Raw genomic sequence first — 21,141 nt, forward strand, 5'->3', positions numbered from 1 at the left:
GAGGAAGAGTCTTCATGGAGGGGAAAAAGAAATTTAGTTTAACGAGTGCCATTTTATCAGTCATCTGTGTGGTTTTCGTTGCTGAAGCAGCGGCGCCTGTTGCTGCAATTGGTAATTCTCAGTTTTTTTGGTGGATTTTCTTATTAATTGCATTCCTATTGCCATATGGGTTAATTTCATCAGAATTAGGAACAACTTATATTGGTGAAGGGGGCATCTATGATTGGGTGACCAAAGCATATGGTCATCGTTGGGGTGCCAGAGTTTCTTGGTATTATTGGATTAATTATCCATTGTGGCTAGCTTCATTAGCCGTTATGACGCCAGAACTATTAACGACAATTACAGGTATTAAGTTTTCAACACCGATGATGATTATTGTTGAATTAATTTTTACTTGGATTGTGGTTTGGATTAGTTTTTATCCAGTCAGCGACAGTATCTGGATTCTAAATGGAGCTGCCGTAATCAAGATGGTTTTAGCTGTCTTAATTGGTGGGCTAGGATTGTATGTAGCCTTGACGAAAGGTGTTGCCAATGAATTTACCTTGAAATCAATGCTGCCAACGTTTGACTTAAGGAGTTTATCTTTTATTTCTGTAATCATTTTTAATTTGTTAGGGTTTGAAGTCATCTGTACGTTTGCAGATGATATGGAAAATCCTAAGAAGCAAATTCCACAAGCTATTGTAGCAGCGGGGTTAGTCATTGCGGCCATTTATATTTTTTCAGCCTTTGGAATTGGGGTAGCGATTCCCACCGATCAAATTAGTACCGGCAGTGGTATGATGGATAGCTTTAAGCTATTGACAGGCTCGACAGAAGGTTGGTTCATTATGTTGATGGCTTTCCTATTCCTTCTTACGTTGTTCGGAAACATGATTTCTTGGTCATTAGGAGTCAATAATACAGCTTGTTATGCTGCTGAAAATGGTGACATGCCTAAATTTTTTGAAAAACGTAGTAAGAAAAATGACATGCCAATTGGGGCTGCTTTGATGAATGGCATTGTGGCATCGGTGGTCATTGTATTAGCACCAATTTTACCTAATCAAGATTTATTCTGGGCCTTTTTCTCCTTGAATGTCGTCCTATTCTTGTTATCGTATATCCCAGTTTTCCCAGCTTTTTATAAGCTTAGAAAAATTGATCCCGATACACCACGTCCGTTTAAAGTTAACGGAAAACCAGGATTTTTAAAAGTTTTAGTGGTTTTGCCAATGATTATGATTATTATTTCACTGATTTTCACAGCAGTGCCTTTAGATTTTAGTCCCGCAGCATTAAATGAAAAATTACCAATCACAATTGGGGCAATCATTTTTATTCTGTTTGGTGAAGTAATTATTTACGTGAAAAAAATTAAGAAGGGAACGAAAGAAAATGGCTAAACGAATTGTAGGAAGTACCCCTAAACAAGATGGCTTTAGAATGCCAGGAGAATTTGAACCACAAGAGAAAGTTTGGATGATTTGGCCAGAAAGACCGGATAATTGGCGTGATGGTGGTAAACCTGTCCAAGAAGCTTTTACTAATGTGGCCAAAGCAATTAGTCAATTTACACCGATGAATGTGGTGGTTTCTCAACAACAATTTCAAAATTGCCGTCGCCAATTGCCGCCAGAAATTACGGTTTACGAAATGTCAAACAATGATGCCTGGGTTCGTGATTGTGGACCATCATTTGTCATTAACGACCATGGAGAAATCCGTGGTGTGGATTGGACATTCAATGCTTGGGGGGGATTAGTAGATGGTTTATATTTCCCTTGGGACCAAGACGATTTGGTTGCACAAAAAATTTGTGAAATTGAGCATGTAGATTCTTATCGTACAGATGATTTTGTTTTAGAAGGCGGTTCATTCCACGTAGATGGACAAGGAACAGTCTTGACTACAGAAATGTGCTTATTAAGTGAAGGTCGAAATCCACAACTTTCAAAAGAAGCAATCGAACAAAAATTATGCGACTATTTAAATGTTGAAAAAGTTCTTTGGCTAGGTGATGGAATTGACCCAGAAGAAACCAATGGTCATGTGGATGATGTAGCTTGTTTTATTGCACCTGGTGAAGTGGCTTGTATTTACACCGAAGATCAAAATAGCCCATTTTATGAAGCGGCACAAGATGCGTATCAACGTTTGCTTAAAATGACTGATGCTAAAGGACGCCAATTAAAAGTCCACAAATTATGCTGTCCTGTCAAAAATGTAACCATTAAAGGCTCCTTCAAAATTGATTTCGTGGAAGGAACCATGCCACGAGAAGACGGCGATATTTGTATCGCATCTTATATGAACTTTTTAATTACAAATGATGGCGTGATTGTGCCACAGTATGGTGATGAAAATGATCATTTGGCTTTAGAGCAAGTTCAAACGATGTTCCCAGATAAAAAAATTGTCGGCGTTAATACGGTAGAAGTTGTTTATGGGGGCGGCAATATTCACTGTATCACACAACAAGAACCAAAGCGCTAGGAGGGAAACAGATGTCAAAAATAGTGATTGCATTAGGTGGAAATGCGTTAGGAAATTCTTCGAAAGAACAATTGGCAAAAGCACAAACCGCTGCAAAATCCATTGTTGATTTAATTGAACAAGGCCATCAAGTGGTGATTGCTCATGGCAACGGGCCACAAGTTGGCAAAATTCGCTTAGCTTTTGAGGAAACGAGTCAATCTCCAGAAGATGTCGTGCCGTTTCCTGAATGCACAGCAATGAGCCAAGGCTATATTGGCTATCATTTACAACAAGCAATTGATGAAGAACTAGTAGCCAGAAATTTAGGGGAACAACCAGTTGTTACGTTAATTACACAAGTCGTGGTGGATCCGAAAGACCCAGCGTTTACAAAACCAACAAAACCAATTGGTGGTTATTATGACGAAGAAACAGCCAAACAGTTGATGGAGGAAACTGGGAACGTCTATCAAGAAGATGCGGGTCGAGGCTGGCGACGGGTAGTTCCTTCACCAAAACCAGTCGATATTTACGAAAAAGTTAGCTTGCGAACACTTGTTGATGCAGGACAGATCGTAATTGCTTGTGGTGGTGGCGGGGTTCCTATTGCCTATGATGGTCCAGTCTATCATGGTGTAGATGCAGTCATTGATAAAGACTTTGCGGCAGCTAAAATGGCTGAACTCATTGAAGCAGATGTTTTTGTGGTATTAACTGCAGTAGAACATGTTTTTGTTAACTTTGGTCAAGCAAATCAACAAGCTTTGACCGATGTTACGGTTACGGCAATGCAACAATATATAGAAGAAGATCAATTTGCGCCAGGTAGTATGTTACCTAAGGTGGAAGCGGCCATCAGTTTTGCAGAAAGTAAACCAAACCGCCAGGCGATTATCGGGCTTTTAGAATTAGCTTCGGAAGCAATCAAAGGAGAAAGTGGTACACGAATTACACAATAAATTCTCAGTATTTAACTTTCACAAAAGACTAAAACAAACGCATTTAGCGGACTATCTTAATCGTTAGAGAGTAGGACATCGGTCGTTTTGACGGATGTCCTACTCTCTATTTTGTCTTTTTAACGAACAAAACTGTTAGTTGTCATGCAAAAATAAACATAGTAAGATAATCTTTAAATGGTATAGGAGGATAAAAATGTCTAAATTTTTAAAAGTAATCGGAATAATTGCTGTTTTGTTAGTCATAATAGGCGCTGCAGCGTATTGGTTTATACTCAAAAAGTTCACTCCTGAGGCAGAAACCCCAGCAATGTACAATCAAGAGAGAATCGTTAAAACGATTGAAGACCAATTAAAAGAAACGGATGTACAAAAAGCTCGGACCAAAGCACCGTTGATTATTGAAAAAAATATCACTGAATTACAGCAAGCGATTGCCGACGGAGCATTGACCTATGAAGAACTTACGGCGTTTTATTTGGACCGTATTTTACAGTTCGATCAAATAGATAATGGCATGAACAGCATCTCTGAAATCAATCCGCAAGCAATTAAGGAAGCAAAGGCATTTGACCAACAAGTCTCTCAAACACCGAAGAAGCCTTTGTATGGTATTCCTGTGACTTTGAAAGAAAATATAAATACGACCAACATGATTTCAAGTGCAGGAGCGTATGCCTTACGCACGTTCAAGCCTAAGGAAGATGCGGAAGTAGTTAAGAAGTTAACAGAGGCGCAAGCTTTGATTTTAGGAAAAGTAAACTTATCTGAACTAGCGAATTATATGTCAATGAAAGCACCAAGTGGCTATAGTTCCAAACATGGACAAACACTTAATCCTTATGGGCCACTCAAAATAACACCTTCAGGTTCAAGTTCTGGGAGTGCGGCTAGTGTGACGATGAATATCGGCGCCTTCTCTTTAGGCACTGAGACGATGGGATCGATTGTTTCCCCCGCTTCTCATCAATCAGTGGTTGGTTTTAAACCGACCCACAGTTCAGTAAGTGGCGAAGGTGTTTTGCCATTGGCACCGTCATTAGATACAGTTGGCCCGATTGCCCGAAGTGTCGTTGATGCTGCACAAGGCTATAATGCGTTTAAGAAAGACACGGTTCCGAGCATTGATTCAACGAAATTTACTAAAAATAACTTACAAGGCCAACGCATTGGGTTGCTAGAAATGCCAAGTGCTGAAGAAGAATTTGCGACTGCTAAAAAGGCCCTCCAAAAAGCAGGAGCAGAAGTGATTCCGGTAACACCAGATATGGAAGGGATTGATGGCGGGGCAGTTATTTCCAATGAATTTAAGTTTGCATTGGAAAAATTTGCGAAACGTTATGACTTACCATTTAAAACACTGGAGGAACTAATTGCGTATAATCAACAAGATAAAAAGGTTCGTGCCAAGTATGGGCAAGATTTATTAGAAGCAGATGTTAAAAAGAAACAACCAGATAAAGAAATCATTCAAACAACCATTAAAAAAGCACAGCAAACGTTTGATGCGTTGCTAAAAAAACAACAATTAGACGGATATGCCTTTATTGATTCTGAAGGTACGGGTTTAAGTGCTGTGGCAGGATATCCTGAATTGACTGTTCCTTTGGCGAAAAACAGTGAAGGACAACCTTATGGGCTGACTTTTACACAAACTGCCAATAAAGAGCAAACGTTATTTGAGCAAGCTTACAGCTTTGAACAAAGTACAAAAGGACGGATAGTACTTTCAGACAACGAGCTGTTGGCAAACAGTAAAAAAATAAATAGAGATGAGCAGTAAAGGGAAACTAGGAATGGCGAAACATCCGTATCAAACCTAATAAAGATAATCGACCTACAAATGAAAGGAATTGTTTGTAGGTCGATTATTTAGGTTAGTCGTTTTTTTTTTGCTTTTTTAGGCGAATGTTTTCATGTAATAAGTTAATAAGTGGCCAGATTCGAGAAATAAGGCCGTCAATTTTTAAGCATTTCAATAAAAAGAGTGAACGATGGCTGTGTTTGAAGTATAAATATGTGCGGTTGCTTCCGCTTTCACAACATTAATTTGGAGCGCTACCGTCGTAAAGGGTTCTGCTGCAGGAATTATTAGATGGAAACAAATCCATGAATACATAGAAGATTAAAACAAGATGAAGAAAATATTGTGGCAATAAAGGATATCAGAAAGCTTGCGTAATAACTATATGTAGTGTTTTGATATTTTTCGAATCAATATATAGTATTAAAATATTCTTTTTATTCCGAAATCTGATTGACTTGTTTTTTAAAACGGAGTACTCTTATTGAGACGTCAACAGAGAAAAGTTTGGTTTTAGGAAGGTCGGAAATTTGTCGTGAATAAGAATTTTTTGGTGAATGATTTTAAAGGTTGGGAAACGAGAAGTTACTTGTTTTTAGCTTTGATGGTGGGGGTACAGTTGGTTGCGTTCGCTATCAATCCATCGAATTGGATTACGTTAGTAGGTGGTTTAGCCGGCATCATTTGTGTGAATTTAATTGCCCAAGGAAAAGTCAGCAATTACATTTTTGGGTTAATCAGTGCAGTGATTATTGGCTATTTTGGGTTAGTGACACGGGTATATGCGGAAGTTCTTTTACAAAGCTTCTATATTATTATGGACATTACAGGGCTTTATGCTTGGCTTCGGGCTAGCGAGGATGGCTCGGGTCAAGTAACCGAAGTAAAAGTTTTAAAAGGTATTCAGTGGTTGTATGCTTTTTTCACGTGGCTGCTCATTGGCGTAGCTGCATATATTTTGTTAGGTTTTGTAAATGATGCGCAACAAACATTAGATGCAATCACGTTCAGTGTTTCAGCGACAGGGATGTTATTGATGATTAAACGTTATCAATCGCAATTCGTGTTTTGGCTACTAGGAAATATTTTTTCAATTTTGTTATGGTTCCGAGCAGGGACGCACGCTGGTGGTGATTATGCGATATTTGTTATGTATTGTATGTATACTTTTAACTCAATTTTTGGTATGTTTAATTGGTTGAAGATAAAAAATAAAATGGAAAAAAATAGGTAGGGAGTTCGATGGCAGTGATTGTTTTAGCAGGTACGATTGGCGCTGGTAAATCTAGTTTAACAGCTTTAATTGCAAACCGTTTAGGTTCAGAAGCCTTTTACGAATCAGTTGATGATAATGAGGTATTACCTTTATTTTATGCGGAACCGGAAAAGTACGCATTTTTATTACAAATTTATTTTTTAAATAAACGTTTTGATAGTATTAAACAAGCATTAACGCATGAAAATAATGTATTGGATCGCTCGATTTATGAAGATTCATTACTTTTTCATTTAAATGCAGATTTAGGTCGTGCCAACGAAACAGAGGTCAAAGTGTACGATGACTTATTACAAAACATGCTCCAAGAATTGCCGTATGCTGCGCATAAAAAAAGACCTGATTTGTTAGTTCACATTCGTATTTCATTTCCCAAAATGTTGGAACGCATCAAAAAACGTGGCCGTCCTTATGAACAAATTGAGACAGATCCAACGTTGTATGATTACTATCAAATGTTGAACGAGCGTTATGATCAATGGTACGAAGACTATGATGAAAGTCCTAAAATTCAAATTGATGGCGATAAATATGATTTTGTCGAAGATCCTGAAGCGTGTCAATATGTCTTGGCGTTAATTGAGAAGAAAATTGAAGAATTAGAAAGATAAATAAAAAGAAGCAAGTCCGGACTTGCTTCTTTTTGACTTAAAATGTGGATAGATAGGCTAAAGTTGCTACTAAATAAAGGAGTGTAGTGCTAAATTATAGAATCGGATTTTAACCTTCCCCTAAGTTAAAATCGGATAATCTATCTATCGACAGTTTAAGTTTGTATAAAATAGCGGTAGCTATTATCAACGAAGTCATTCATCGGTTGACCTGACTTCTCTAGAAGTATACCATCGAAAATAACCAACAGTTGTTCAAAATTTGGACTTAGTAAGTGTAAATTTTGATTGAAAGTTTCTGTAAATCAATCATTTATTCAAAAAATAATGCTCGAAAGAAGGAAGATAAATGGGCCAAATTTGGTTTGAACGCATTCTACGTTGGCGCAAAAAAGCGCAACGATTTTTACAAGGACGTTATGCCCGGTTCGATGAATTGAATCGAACGCTGTTGCTAACAAGTGTTGTGCTGGCGCTTATCAATATTTTTACTGGCTATCTTTGGGTTCGGTTATTGATTTTAATCACAGTCGCCTACGTGTATTATCGCTTTTTTTCAAAACATATTCACCCGCGATTGAATGAAAATCAACGGTTTATTCTTCGAAAACAACGCCTAATGCAAAAGGTTCATGCTTTTCGCAAGCGACACCTGACTCAGAAAGAGTATCGTTATTTTAAATGTCCAAAATGTCAGCAGTCATTACGTGCGCCGAAAGGACGAGGAACAATCAAAGTCACTTGTTCAAACTGCCAAAATCAATTTATCAAAAAAGTCTGACCTTCTGTGTTTTTTGGTCTAGGCAACTTTCGGACTTGTGGTATACTTGAGAAAAGAAACCATTGGATATTCTAAAAGGGGAATATCTTGTTAAAAAAGGAGAGAAAAAATAATGGAAATTAAACGCCAACAAGAAATTGTTGAAGCGTATCACTATGATATGCGAGTACCTGATTCAGAAGTAGAGACAGATTTACGTGTCAGTTTTTCACCAATTGAAGTAGAAGAAGAAAATTATCCAGAAAATAGCTCAGCACTTGTTGCTCGCTTAGAATTTCGAATTGTCTTTGACGAATTTGTTTTATCAGGGGCGATTAGTCAAATTAATCACATTATTGATCGTAAAATTGAAAAACAAGAAGATATTTCGCAAGAAGAAGTCGATGAACTTGTGCGTCCTTTATTTAGCATCGTCGAACGTTTATCTTATGAAGTAACTGAAATTGCTCTGGATCGTCCAGGTGTTCAATTGAATTTTCAACAATCAGAAGAAGCTTAAACTTTAAAAACAGCGTTTATAACGGATTCCGTTACAAACGCTGTTTTTATTCTTGTGAAGATTTAGCAACCAAAGCTTTTTTAAACTGTTCATAATTTTTTGTAGCGATATCCACATAAGCAATCGGCTGACCAACTTTGGTGATTTTTTCGGGAAGATAGGGAGCGAGCATTTCATTGTACAAAATGAACGTAGCTTCTGGTACTTCCTCTGAAAGAACATCATAACTGATAAAGTCAATTTCATAGGTTGGTTGAAAAAAGGCTTTGATGTTTTGCTGCTCTTTATTTGAAAAGAGCCAAGGACCTCCATTTGCAAGGCTCCCAACATACAACATTGCTCCATCACGGTTGACAGAAAGGATCCAACAAATTTTTTGCATACGCTTACACCTCCTAGAACTAAGTATACCACGTCAGCTTAAAAGAAAGAGGACAAAAAACAAATTATTTTTACAGTGACTAGTAAAACAACGCTTGGTGATAGTTTTAAACTATCGCAACGGTTATTTTCTATCAAAAAGTAAGCAAATTATCCCACTATTTGCTATAAAATAAGGTACAATAGAACTATCACTGGAAACAGTCTGCTGTTTTCAGGGTATTTACTGGAGAGTGAGTACCGGGAACCTTTACTTCCTTTGATGTACTTGTCATTAAAAACATAGGGAGGAACTAAAATGACAACATTCATCACTGTATTAGTGATCCTTGCATTTATTGCTGTGTTATTCGGTTTCTACCAAATGCAAAAGAAACATTTAAAATTCTCAACACGTGTCTTTTCAGCATTGGGCGTGGGGATTGTTTTAGGTGCAATTATTCAATTTGCTTTTGGTACAGACAGTAAAATTACTACGCAATCAATGGAATGGATCGGGATTGTAGGTAATGGTTATGTAGCGTTTCTACAAATGCTCGTAATTCCGTTAGTATTTGTATCTATCGTAGGTGCATTTACAAAAATGAAAGAATCCAATAAATTAGGAAAAATTAGCTTTAATGTGTTAGCCACCTTACTAGGAACAACAGCAGTAGCTGCCTTGGTGGGGATTGGAACAACCTTAGCGTTTGGCCTTCAAGGGGCAAAATTCACGCAAGGTGCTGCAGAAACGTCAAGAATTGCCGAGTTAGCGACGCGTCAAGATGCGATTCAAGATTTGACGATTCCACAACAAATCGTTTCATTTATTCCTAAAAATGTCTTTGCTGACTTTGCGGGCACACGACCAATGAGTACCATTGGGGTGGTTATCTTTGCTGCGTTTGTTGGTGTCGCTTATTTAGGCGTTCGTCGTAAAGCGCCAAAAGAAGCTGAATTTTTTGCAAATTTAATTGATAGTTTATATAAAATTACCATGCGAATTGTTACCTTAGTTTTACGCTTGACCCCTTATGGCGTGTTAGCGTTAATGATTAATGTCGTAGCAACAAGTGATTTTGTTGCGATTATTAACTTAGGTAAATTTGTGTTGGCATCGTATGTGGCTTTAATTATTGTTTTTGCCATTCACATGTTGATTTTAATTACTTTAAAAGTCAACCCAGTTACGTATCTAAAAAAAGTTTTTCCAGTCTTGAGCTTTGCTTTTACTTCTCGTTCAAGTGCAGGAGCTTTACCATTAAATATTGAAACACAAACCAAAGCATTAGGTGTCGATGATGCCACAGCAAACTTTGCTGGTAGTTTCGGTTTATCTATTGGACAAAATGGTTGTGCCGGCGTTTATCCAGCTATGTTAGCAACCATCGTTGCACCAACTGTTGGAATTGATGTCTTTAGTTTACAATTTATTTTAATGTTAGTAGCAGTTGTCACAATCAGTTCATTTGGCGTAGCCGGTGTCGGCGGCGGAGCAACCTTTGCTTCTCTAATCGTTTTAGGCGCAATGAACTTACCAGTTGCAATTGTTGGTTTAGTAATTTCAGTTGAACCACTTATTGACATGGCGCGGACAGCTGTTAACGTTAACGATAGTATGGTTGCAGGCGTGTTAACAAGTGCTCGTATTCATGAATTAGATCGTGATGTCTTAAATGATCGCGACGTTGTCTTAGATGCAAATATCTAAATCAATAAAACGAAAAGTGTTTGAGCAATGTCTTGCTCAAACACTTTTATTTTGATTTTAAGCGAAAGTGCAGTAATTATTTAAAAGAACGTATATAATAAGTTGTTAACTAAATTCAAAAGGACGTGAAGGAATGTTTTCAAACCAAGTAAAGATTATGTTATATGTGAATAATGTTGAGGAATCTAGTCAATTTTGGCAAACGTTTGGCTTTGTTGAAAAGGAAAGAGAGGAAGTTGACGGTACATTGGTGGTAGAAATTGCACCAAGTGAATCAGCAGAAACGATTATTGTTTTATATGATTTGGCCTTTATTCAAAAACATTCACCAGAAGTGGCGGGGAATACCCCTTCTTTAATGTTTGCTAGCGGTGATATCATTGGTCTCTATAAAAAAATGCAAGAGGCTGGGGTTACTGTCGGTGAAATGGTTCAATTGCCAACAGGCTTAGTTTTTAATTTTGCAGATAACGATGATAATTACTTTGCTGTGATGGGGCAAGAAAGTAAATAAAAAACAGCTTGGCACCAGAATCAATCTAGATTCCGGTGCCAAGCTGTTTTTTATAAAAGTTGAAAGTTTTATAAATTTTACTAAAATCTGTAATTTTCATGAAAATATAGCGTATGATAATGCTGTTAATAGAATAGGCGGAGGTAAGCGGTATGCGTAAACGACATGCAAAGAAAAGACATGGAGGAGTGAATTGGCTTTTTATAGTATGTTTGTTGGTGGTGATTGGTGGTAGTGGTTATTTAATAAAAACGTTATTTTTCACTAGAGATTCACAAGTTAGTCAAGAATCTAAAGTGGTCTTGGAAGAAGATCGTCGAAGTGATAATTATGCGAATTTAACGAAAGAAATAGTTGCACCAGATAGTGGCGAACTTGATCAAAAAATTCAAGAAACAAATTATATTGGTTCGGCTTTGATCATTAAAGATGATCAGGTTTTAGTAAATAAAGGATATGGCTTTGCCAATTTTGAAAAGCAACAAGCCAACACGCCAAACACAAGGTTTCAGATTGGTTCAATTCAAAAATCTTTTACCACAACCTTGATCTTAAAAGCGATTGAAGAAGGTAAACTTACATTAGATACAAAACTCGCTACGTTTTATCCGCAAGTACAAGGTGCTGAGGACATTACGATTAGCGATATGTTGAATATGACAAGCGGTTTAAAGTTATCAGCAATGCCTAATAATATCGTTACCGATGAAGAAATTATTCAATTTGTTAAACAAAATACCATTCAAGTCAATAAAGGAAAATACAATTATTCCCCAGTAAATTTTGTCCTTTTAGCAGGAATGTTAGAGAAAATGTATCAACGTACCTATCAAGAATTATTTAATAATCTTTATCACAAAACGGCTGGTTTAAAGAATTTTGGCTTCTATGAAACCTTATTGGAACAACCCAATAATTCAACAAGTTATAAATGGACAGAAGACAATTCATATAACCAGGTGCTCTCAATTCCTGCAGCTAGTTTTGCCCATGAATTTGGGACTGGGAATGTGGATATGACGACAGGTGATTTGTATTGGTACTTACATCAATTAATGAGTGGACATTTAGTTTCCACCGCACTTTTGCAAAAATTATGGACGTCTTCTCAGCAAAGTTCTTATCATGGCGGCATCTATGTTCATGATAATTATTTACGCTTACACGGCGTTGAAGCGGGTCAACAAGCCCTGGTTTTATTTTCAAAAGATATGAAAACCGGGGTCATATTGCTAACTAATTGTGTGAATCCAGCGAAATACAAAGAATTAATTGGTTCGTTGTTCCATGATGTAACCAATTTAACTGTTAAATTTTAAAGCAGAAGCAACAACGATCACTCCAAAGCCTTTTTAGGTTTCTTCTGAGAGACTTTATATTAAAATAAAGGGAAGAACGATCAAAGGGAGTGACGAAGATGAAGCAATCAAAAAATAAACAAGTTGTTATTGGTGAATCAACGGAAAAAAACATTTATCTTCAAGATATAGAACAGGAAACGCAAGCTTTTATTCTCCAAAACAATCCACAATTGACAGCTGAATCGATGATTACATTGGCGGAGTTACTTAATTATCGTTTGGATTACATGAAACAATTGGTCGCAAATGATTCTGAAAAAATCCAACAACTGAATGAATTGGTGGTTCAACATATCAAAGAAGATAAGCTGATTTCCAATAATATGAATGAAAAGATGGAAAAGAAATTAACCTTTGGCCAACGAGCAGCGGATACCATTGCTAAATTTGGCGGTAGCTGGGTGTTTATTGGCTTCTTTTTCTTCGTGTTGATTGCTTGGATCGTGATTAACTCTACCACTTTATTGGGACAACCATTTGACAAATATCCTTATATTTTGCTAAATCTCGCCTTATCTTGTTTAGCAGCTATCCAAGCACCGATTATTATGATGAGTCAAAACAGACAAGAAGCCCGTGACAGAGAACAAGCGAATAATGATTATAAAATTAACTTAAAAGCAGAAGTAGAAATTAATTTATTACATGAGAAAATGGATTATATTATCAATAATCAACTAGAAAATTTGGTAAAAATCCAAAATATTCAAATTGAACTTTTAGGTGAATTGCAAGAACAACTCGCCGCAACTTCTGAAAAGGAGTAGTATATAGAAGCGGTCGGGACAGAACCGTTTAGCTCCGAGAAATAAGAAGAAATTTCCGAAAATTGCTCTTTAATTTTTGGAGAATTTCGGCTTATTTCCGAAGGACCTTCAACTCTTAGAGCCTTAGCTCTTAGAAGTTGTTGAGATCGGAGCAACGCGTAGTGTTGGTTCTGTTCCCGCCGTTTATCAGGCTTTTTTTATTGTGTGTAAATACACAAGCAAAATAATCGCTTTCCCTTTTTTATTCACCGTATAATGGGATAGAATGACTTTATACAAAAGGGGAAAACAAGATGAAATACCAAGTATTACTTTATTACAAATATACAACAATTGAAGATCCAGAAGCTTTTGCGAAAGAGCATCTAGCTTTTTGCAAATCATTAAATTTAAAAGGCCGTATTTTAGTAGCGACAGAAGGGATTAACGGAACGTTATCTGGTACTGTCGAAGAAACAGAAAAGTACATGGAAGCAATGCAAGCAGATGAGCGCTTTAAGGATACATTCTTTAAAATTGATCCAGCAGAAGAAATGGCGTTCCGCAAAATGTTTGTTCGCCCACGTTCTGAATTAGTGGCGTTGAACTTAGAAGAAGACGTTGATCCATTAGAAACGACGGGGAAATATTTGGAACCTGCAGAATTTAAAGAAGCCTTACTAGACGAAGACACTGTTGTAATCGATGCTCGTAACGATTATGAATATGATTTAGGTCATTTCCGTGGTGCCGTGCGCCCAGATATCCGTAGCTTCCGTGAGTTACCACAATGGATTCGCGAGAACAAAGAACAATTTATGGATAAAAAAATTGTTACCTATTGTACTGGCGGGATTCGCTGTGAAAAATTTTCTGGCTGGTTATTAAAAGAAGGATTTGAAGATGTTGCTCAATTGCATGGTGGTATTGCCAACTATGGAAAAAACCCAGAAACACGTGGCGAACTTTGGGACGGCAAAATGTATGTCTTTGATGACCGAATCAGTGTCGAAATTAATCACGTTGATAAAAAAGTTATTGGGAAAGACTGGTTTGATGGAACACCTTGCGAACGCTATATTAACTGTGCAAACCCAGAATGTAATCGTCAAATCTTAACTTCAGAAGAAAATGAACATAAACATTTAGGTGGCTGCTCATTAGAATGTAGCCAGCATCCTGCCAACCGTTATGTAAAAAAATATAATTTAACAGAAGCAGAAGTTGCTGAACGTTTAGCTTTGTTAGAAGCGGTTGAAGTATAAAAATAATAAAAAATAAACAAAAAAACTTCGAAAATTATTTTTCGAAGTTTTTTTGTTTATTTTTTTTGTCTTTAAAAGTGTTGATTTTAAAGCTTTCTTAGCTAAAACCATTTTATTTTTTAAAAGCGTCTGAAAAAAATAAAAAAATCTAATAAATATTTCTTTTATATAATGTTTATTGGCTGGGCCAGTCAATGTTGAAAATGGGGAAGGAGGAATTCAGATGAAAATCATAAAAAGGTTTAGTTTGGTATGTTTAGGGCTATTGATCATTGGGTTGCAAACAAAAAGCGTTATGGCTGAAGAAAATAATTATGAATCAAATGGTCAAGCGAGCTTCTATGGTACCTACGTTTATGAGAATGAAAAAGAGTCAAATGACGTAGCGTATACCCAACAATCAGAAGAACAGGGAAGAAACAATTTAGCTGCTTCTGGACAAGCAGTTTTACCTAAAACAGGCGAGTCTGAAAATCCGCTGTATTCCTTGATAGGAGTTAGTTTGTTGGGGGTAGTCATTTATTTAATTAATAAAATGAAACGAGAGAAGGAGCTTATTTAATGAAAAAAACTGTTTTACTTACATCGGCAACCATACTTTTAGGCGTAGGGTTTCAAGCAATAAACGCATCAGCAGCAGAAACTTTTCCGAAAGAATACAATACGGAAGGCACAATTACTTTTGAAGCAGGCGATAACGAAATCACACCGCCAGTTGATCCAGAAAATCCCGATCCTACTGATCCAGTAGACCCAATTGATCCTCCAGGGCCAGGAACGGGTGGTGCCTTATCAATTGATTATGGGTCAAAATTTAAATTTGGCACACAAAAGATTTCTACGGCAGATCAAACGTATTATGCTGCGCCAGATGAAATGAAAGATGGTTCAAAAAAACCAACCTATGTACAAGTAACTGATAAAAGAGGAACGTTAGCAGGATGGAAACTAACGCTTTCCCAACCTGAACAATTTAAAACTGCTACTGGAGAGGAACTAGTCGGCGCTCAATTAACGTTTACAAAGGCAGAAGCTGCCTCAATGGTGGATGAAAAATATAAACCTACTGAAGTCAGTAGTACTATTTCCTTAACACCTGGTGTAAATAATAATCTAGCGATGAACGCTAAAAAAGAAACAGGTGTTGGGACTTGGGTTTATCGCTTTGGTTCAAATGAAGCAACAAATAAAGAAGCTGTCCAACTATTCGTTCCCGGAAAATCTGTAAAGCTTGCACAACAATATTCAACGAAGTTAGTTTGGGCATTAGAAGATACGCCCGCTAATAATTAAATAAAGGAGAAAAGCAATGAAAAAACAATTCACAGGAATCGTTCTATGCAGTACATTTGCAGTTGCTGGTTGGTCCTTACAAGCGAAGGCAGAAGAGCCAAAAGAGTATCGTTCGAATGGTTTAGTAGAATTTATTCCGAACGTAGATCCGACAGAGCCGGTTGATCCAGAAAATCCCGATCCAGAAAAGCCAGTCAAACCAATTGATCCGACAGACCCAGAAGGTCCCAATCCTGGTACCCAAGGACCGCTGTCTATTGATTATGCTTCAAGTTTTGACTTTGGAAAAAATCGTATTTCGAATAAAGACCAAGTATATTTTGCAAGAGCACAGCAATATCAAGAAAATCAAAAAGAAACACCAAATTTTGTGCAAATTTCTGATAATAGAGGAACCAATAGTGGTTGGTCTTTAACGGTTACGCAAAAGGAGCAATTTAAAGCAACAAAGGCTACTTTAAATAGTCAGTTGATAGGTGCGCAAATTTCTTTAGCTAACCCGACCGTTAATAGTAATGCGCAAAATGTTGTGAAACCAGAGGCAACAAATAAGGTTGCCCTTGTTCCAGGGACCGCATCGCTAGTGGCAGCTGCGAAGCAAGGAACTGGTGCGGGAACTTGGGCTACTTATTGGGGCAAAGTAGAAGTGGTTGCAGAACGCGATGAAACCAATACGGTACACAATGTTAATGTTACAAAAGATGTTGCGCTATCAGTACCAGGGTCAACCCCTAAAGATGCCGTGAAATATCAAACAAAATTATTGTGGACGTTGACGGATGTACCAGGAATTTAAAAAGTAGAGGTGAAGAGAGATGCGAAACAAACAAAGCCTAGTCTTTTTGGCAAGTAGTTTATTCTTACTACTCCTTGCGCCTATTACTAGCGAAGCGATTAGTAACCCTTCGACAAATATCAACGAAATCAATCGGGAAATAGTGGAGGAATCGGCCAATGATCAGGCAACTAGCGCTCCTTCTCACTCGGAAAAATTAGAGCAAGAACCTTCCCTAGAAACGACAACAACAACCGATAATCATCCAGCAGAAACAGACCAATCAACGGCTACTTTAGAACCTAGCGAACAACAAAAGGATGACGATAACAGTGCAACGGAATCGGCGATAGTTGAACCACAGCCGCGCATGTTGGCTGCGCCATACGCTACTTCATTGCCTGATGATCCTAATATCATTCCAATCGACAAGGTATTTCAAGAGCCAATTGGAAATGCAACAAGTATTTTAGAAGGTGGGAAGTTATTACAACTAAACCCAGCTGTTAAATCACAAAAAGGAGCTATTTGGTCAAAAAAACCAATCAGTTTATTGTCGGATTTTACCTTTAAAAGTTATTTGTATTTAGGAAACGAGTATGCAAATGCTGGTGATGGTATGACCTTTACCTTAACGAATGATCCTAGAATGTCCACAACACCTCAAGAAGTCATTGGTTCACCTGGGATGGGAATCGGTGCATACTCCACGAAAGCTGGTCAACCTTATGTTAGAAATGCCTTATCGATTGAGTTTGATACCTATAAAAATACTGGTAGTTCCAACCGAATGGACCGAGAAATTTCACAAGATAAGGGAAATGGACATTTAGCTTTTGTCACTCCGAAAGCTAATAACAACAGCTATACAGGGGAGCATTCAGGCGTCACCGTTGCGCCAACCTATCTATCTAATGGAACCTGGCGCATGTTGACTGTTCATTGGAATGCCGCAACCAAAGCATTAACATATGATTTAGAAGGTGTGGGCACGAATACGTATGTAGTTTCAGATTTAAATGCACAATTTGGCGCAACAACGGTTTATTGGGGCTTTACATCATCCACAGGTGGCAAATACCAAGAGAATGCTTTAGCAATGACACAAATTCCTACCAACGTTACGTCACAAGCAGCCCTTAGCGTGAATGGTCAGGAGTTTAGCTCAGCTGTTGAAGCAGTGAAAAATGATCAGGTGAGACTACGGAATACGTTGAATATTGACAATGACTTTATCGAAGATCGTCAACCGCAAGTAAGCATTGACTTACCTGATGAATTAGCATATGAAGAAAATTCATTAACGATTGATGGTAAAAAGGTAGCAGCCAAAGATCTGACACAAACAGGGAATCACTTAACAATTGCTTTAAATGACTACCTAGTTTTAAAGAAGGACATGATTATTGAATTAAAAACAAACCTTCAAGATAATACGCCCGAAAAAGTTTTAACTATGAACTTTGACTATTATGAAGAAGGAACCTTACTGCAAAAGTCAAATAATGTAACGATTACTATTCCTAAACCAACAGAAAAAACAGTAACCGTTTTTTATAAAGACGCGGAAGGTAAAGATATTGCTCCACCTAAAAGTGTAACAGGGAAAATTGGTACACCCTATCAAGAAAAACCCCTAGATATTTCTGGCTATGTTTTTACAAAAGACTCGGGCAATGCGGAAGGAACAATGACAGAGGAAACAAAAGATATTTATTTTTACTATCGTTTAGGGGAACTATATTTTAAAGAGGCACCAAAACAGATTACTTTTGGTACGGAAAAGATACGTAATCAACCACTAATTAAACTTGGGCATCCCACCGAAGGACTCAAAGTTGTGGATGAACGTAACGCAAATAATTGGCGCTTGCAACTAAAGCAAACGCAACCGTTAACAAATGATTCAATTGTAATGCCAGATGTTTTTTCTTTCGTTTCAACTGCTGGAAGCTCTCAGATTACAAATGAGGCAATTACGCTTTTAGAAAGTAATCAGAAAGGTGAAACAGATTTAACAGTATTACTTGATGAATCAAAACAACAAGGAATTCAAATCAATGTTCCTGTAGCTTATCAAAGAGTTGGAACATTTAAAGCTCGTTTATCTTGGGCGTTAGAAGACGTACCAGGAAATTAAAGAAAAGAATGGAGAAAAGAAAATGAAAAAAGTAACAACAGTATGTTTATCCACATTTATTTTAGGGAGCTTAGGCATGACTTCTCAAGCCTTTGCAGAAGATGGCGGTAGTTATACATCTAATGGTATCGTAGAATTTACACCAAGTGAAGAGCCAACTAATCCGGTAGACCCAACGGATCCAACTAATCCAGTTGATCCTATTGACCCAACAGATCCTGAAGGTCCTAATCCAGGAACAAACGGTCCGTTGTCAATTGATTATGCGTCAAGTCTAGACTTCGGTGTTCAAAAAATCACGTCGAAGGATCAGACTTATTTTGCTGCTACCCAAAAATACAAGACGGTAGGCGCAACCGATGAAGTCAAAGAAGGGCCTAACTATGTCCAAGTAACAGATAACCGTGGAACCGAAGCTGGCTGGTCATTAAAAGTGAAACAAGAAGGACAATTTAAATCAACTTCTGGTAAAGAATTGACTGGGGCAGCTATCACGTTTAAAAACGGAAATGTAGTGACTGCTTCAGATTCAGGCAAACCAACAGGCCCAGCCACAATCACGTTGAATTCAGATGGTAGTCAATCAGATGTAATGAGTGCAGCGAAAGGAAACGGTGCAGGAACTTATTTATTTGATTGGGGAACAGATGCAACTACAGCTGCTAAAAGTATTGAGTTAACTGTTCCAGGTTCTACAACCAAATACGCTGAAAAATACGCCACAAAATTAACATGGACGTTGACAGACGCTCCAGGAAATTAAACGAGTTTTAAAAGAAGAATAGCAGGAAACATGGTTACCTGCTATTCACTACATATAGAAAAGGAGTAAATAATTTGAACAGAAAAAAACAACGATTTCTTTTTTTTCCGATACTATTAATTCTTTTAGCGTTAGTACCTAGCAATGGTTTTGCCAGTGAATTTAATTTCGCGGTTACGCCTATTCCATCAGAAAAACAAGTAGATAAAGAAAAAACTTACTTTGATTTATTACTAGCACCAAATGAAGAAACTGAGTTGAAAGTGAACTTGCGCAATGATACAGATAAAGAAGTAAAGGTAGGTATTTCCATCAATAGTGCCATTACCAATTCAAATGTAATCGTGGAGTATGGTGAAAATAAGGGGAAAAAAGATCAAAGTTTAGCGTTTGATATAAAAGACTACGTTCAATACCCTAGCTCAGTTCGTTTAAAACCAAAAAGTGAACAAACGGTTTCTATTAACGTCAAAATGCCTAATACACCCTTTGATGGAGTGTTAGCTAGTGGTATCACTTTTAAAGAAGAAACGTCGGATGAAGGCAAACGCCAAGACGATAAGAGTCAGGGGTTATCCATTAAAAATGAATATTCGTATGTCGTTGCATTATTGATGCAACAAAATAAAAAAAAGGTTGAGCCGAATTTACTTTTGAAAAAAGTCTCACCAGGACAGATTAATGCTAGAAATGTGATTTTAGTCAATCTACAAAATGATCAAAAAACATATATTAACCAAGTTGCCTTTTCGGCAGAGATTACCAAAAAGGGACATGAAGAAGTTTTATATAAAGAGGAAAAAGCAAACATGCAAATTGCACCAAATACCAATTTTTCTGTTCCCATTGCGCTAAAAGGGCAACCGCTTAAGCCAGGAGATTACCATTTGTCTATGAACGTTGTTGGGAATAAAGATGCTGCAGGCTCATTTAAAAAATCAATAAACAATGAATCGATATCTTTTAGAAATCAATGGCAATTTGAAAAAGACTTTACAATTAATGGTGAAGTTGCCAAAGAATTAAATGAAAAAGATGTCACCTTAAAAGAAAATCATTCGAATTTATATTTGATGATTGGCTTATTACTATTATTGATAGTGATTTTAATCATTGCCTGGTTGATTTGGCGAAAAAAGAAACAGGAAAAAAACGAAAGAGAAATATAAAGAGTAGTTAATTTTTGATTTGATCATCGGCAACGTTTTTGTTTGTTTTTACTTATCAAACATGCAGTTTATTCAACAAACCTAACTCAAAAAAAGAAATAATAAGAAGGAGTATTGTTAAATATCGTCTGATACCACTTTACTAGTTATATTTTTTGTTTTGTTATGTAGCTAAAGTATTTGGCAATATATGTGAGAAAAATGGATAAATACAAACATTTACTATTATGGAGTACATTGTTACTCTCGTTTTTTCAAGTAACCAATGTGCAAGCAGCAGAAGAACGGAATCCAATTTATAATCCGACCAATCCAACAGAAGAAATTTATCCGATTGAGAATACTGGCACACCAGAAAAAATGGAAGAAACAAATGAAAGTACTATTACTAGCGAAACGCAAGCGGAAGAAAGTAGCGAAGACGTTAGTAAAAAAGAAGTGACAACCAATAATCCAAAAACAAATGAAGAAAGGCCTTCTTCCAAGAAAAGTCAGCATCAAGTATTTTTCACGGATGAATTATTTGATGCTAGCCATATCACCATTGTACCAAATAGCACAGGCGGTGCTGGAACGGAGGGGCAAAACACTTTTTACTTGAATTTCATACGGGAATTAGTAGGAACGGCTATTTATGGGAGAAAGAACTGA

General features: G+C 37.1%; 21 protein-coding genes. 20 read left to right on the plus strand and 1 reads right to left on the minus strand.

Translation table 11 applies throughout. The features are described 5' to 3' along the window. Nucleotides 1-14 precede the first annotated feature (14 nt). From IGI63_RS12185 to IGI63_RS12220, 8 genes are all read left to right on the plus strand, one after another. Entirely contained in the window at nt 15-1,391 is a 1,377-nt protein-coding gene (locus IGI63_RS12185) for an APC family permease (RefSeq protein WP_002355588.1), read from the plus strand. Continuing rightward, a complete protein-coding gene (gene aguA / locus IGI63_RS12190) occupies nt 1,384-2,481 on the plus strand; it encodes an agmatine deiminase (protein ID WP_002363185.1) in 1,098 nt (365 codons plus the stop codon). The genes IGI63_RS12185 and aguA overlap by 8 nt, the downstream gene beginning before the upstream one ends. Nucleotides 2,482-2,492: 11 nt before the next feature. Continuing rightward, complete coding sequence (gene arcC, locus IGI63_RS12195; protein ID WP_429975858.1) at nt 2,493-3,422, plus strand: carbamate kinase; 930 nt, start codon at nt 2,493-2,495, stop codon at nt 3,420-3,422. Between the two features lie 196 nt (nt 3,423-3,618). Next, complete coding sequence (locus IGI63_RS12200; protein WP_429975859.1) at nt 3,619-5,205, plus strand: amidase family protein; 1,587 nt, start codon at nt 3,619-3,621, stop codon at nt 5,203-5,205. Between the two features lie 556 nt (nt 5,206-5,761). Further along, nucleotides 5,762-6,460, plus strand: coding sequence for a nicotinamide riboside transporter PnuC (gene pnuC, locus IGI63_RS12205; protein WP_002364798.1), 699 nt, complete (start codon nt 5,762-5,764; stop codon nt 6,458-6,460). Nucleotides 6,461-6,468: 8 nt separating this feature from the next. Beyond that, nucleotides 6,469-7,113, plus strand: a complete 645-nt coding sequence (locus tag IGI63_RS12210; protein WP_002355594.1) for a deoxynucleoside kinase — start codon at nt 6,469-6,471, stop codon at nt 7,111-7,113. Between the two features lie 349 nt (nt 7,114-7,462). Then, nucleotides 7,463-7,894 carry a hypothetical protein gene (locus tag IGI63_RS12215; protein WP_002398115.1) on the plus strand — a complete coding sequence of 144 codons (432 nt, stop codon included), beginning with the start codon at nt 7,463-7,465 and terminating at the stop codon, nt 7,892-7,894. Nucleotides 7,895-8,006: 112 nt separating this feature from the next. After that, nucleotides 8,007-8,393, plus strand: coding sequence for a DUF1149 family protein (locus IGI63_RS12220; protein WP_002358717.1), 387 nt, complete (start codon nt 8,007-8,009; stop codon nt 8,391-8,393). 46 nt (nt 8,394-8,439) lie between these two features. Here IGI63_RS12220 and IGI63_RS12225 read toward each other — a convergent pair whose 3' ends face one another. Beyond that, nucleotides 8,440-8,775, minus strand: coding sequence for a hypothetical protein (locus tag IGI63_RS12225; RefSeq protein ID WP_429975860.1), 336 nt, complete (start codon nt 8,773-8,775; stop codon nt 8,440-8,442). Nucleotides 8,776-9,072: 297 nt separating this feature from the next. Here IGI63_RS12225 and IGI63_RS12230 point away from each other — a divergent pair, with 297 nt between their 5' ends. From IGI63_RS12230 to IGI63_RS12285, 12 genes are all read left to right on the plus strand, one after another. Continuing rightward, nucleotides 9,073-10,464 (plus strand): L-cystine transporter, encoded by a 1,392-nt coding sequence (locus IGI63_RS12230; RefSeq protein ID WP_002355598.1) that lies wholly within the window; start codon nt 9,073-9,075, stop codon nt 10,462-10,464. Between the two features lie 133 nt (nt 10,465-10,597). Further along, on the plus strand, nt 10,598-10,978 hold the full coding sequence (locus tag IGI63_RS12235; RefSeq protein ID WP_429975861.1) for a VOC family protein: 381 nt from the start codon (nt 10,598-10,600) through the stop codon (nt 10,976-10,978). 152 nt (nt 10,979-11,130) lie between these two features. Then, nucleotides 11,131-12,297, plus strand: a complete 1,167-nt coding sequence (locus tag IGI63_RS12240; RefSeq protein WP_429975862.1) for a serine hydrolase domain-containing protein — start codon at nt 11,131-11,133, stop codon at nt 12,295-12,297. Between the two features lie 98 nt (nt 12,298-12,395). Further along, nucleotides 12,396-13,106 carry a DUF1003 domain-containing protein gene (locus tag IGI63_RS12245; protein WP_429975863.1) on the plus strand — a complete coding sequence of 237 codons (711 nt, stop codon included), beginning with the start codon at nt 12,396-12,398 and terminating at the stop codon, nt 13,104-13,106. A gap of 293 nt (nt 13,107-13,399) precedes the next feature. Further along, complete coding sequence (locus IGI63_RS12250; RefSeq protein ID WP_002358723.1) at nt 13,400-14,350, plus strand: rhodanese-related sulfurtransferase; 951 nt, start codon at nt 13,400-13,402, stop codon at nt 14,348-14,350. A 178-nt stretch (nt 14,351-14,528) separates the two neighbouring features. Beyond that, complete coding sequence (locus IGI63_RS12255) at nt 14,529-14,912, plus strand: LPXTG cell wall anchor domain-containing protein (protein ID WP_002355604.1); 384 nt, start codon at nt 14,529-14,531, stop codon at nt 14,910-14,912. Continuing rightward, complete coding sequence (locus IGI63_RS12260; RefSeq protein WP_002361269.1) at nt 14,912-15,643, plus strand: WxL domain-containing protein; 732 nt, start codon at nt 14,912-14,914, stop codon at nt 15,641-15,643. The genes IGI63_RS12255 and IGI63_RS12260 overlap by 1 nt, the downstream gene beginning before the upstream one ends. Nucleotides 15,644-15,659: 16 nt before the next feature. Beyond that, nucleotides 15,660-16,439, plus strand: a complete 780-nt coding sequence (locus IGI63_RS12265; RefSeq protein ID WP_429975864.1) for a WxL domain-containing protein — start codon at nt 15,660-15,662, stop codon at nt 16,437-16,439. A 19-nt stretch (nt 16,440-16,458) separates the two neighbouring features. Beyond that, entirely contained in the window at nt 16,459-18,558 is a 2,100-nt protein-coding gene (locus IGI63_RS12270) for a lectin-like domain-containing protein (protein WP_429975865.1), read from the plus strand. 22 nt (nt 18,559-18,580) lie between these two features. Continuing rightward, nucleotides 18,581-19,321 (plus strand): WxL domain-containing protein, encoded by a 741-nt coding sequence (locus tag IGI63_RS12275; protein ID WP_002355609.1) that lies wholly within the window; start codon nt 18,581-18,583, stop codon nt 19,319-19,321. 74 nt (nt 19,322-19,395) lie between these two features. Further along, on the plus strand, nt 19,396-20,490 hold the full coding sequence (locus tag IGI63_RS12280; RefSeq protein WP_002355610.1) for a DUF916 and DUF3324 domain-containing protein: 1,095 nt from the start codon (nt 19,396-19,398) through the stop codon (nt 20,488-20,490). Nucleotides 20,491-20,691: 201 nt separating this feature from the next. Beyond that, entirely contained in the window at nt 20,692-21,141 is a 450-nt protein-coding gene (locus IGI63_RS12285; protein ID WP_002381257.1) for a hypothetical protein, read from the plus strand.

The sequence above is a fragment of the Enterococcus sp. DIV0086 genome, assembly GCF_050498705.1.
In the GTDB taxonomy this organism is placed as follows: Bacteria; Bacillota; Bacilli; order Lactobacillales; family Enterococcaceae; genus Enterococcus; species Enterococcus faecalis.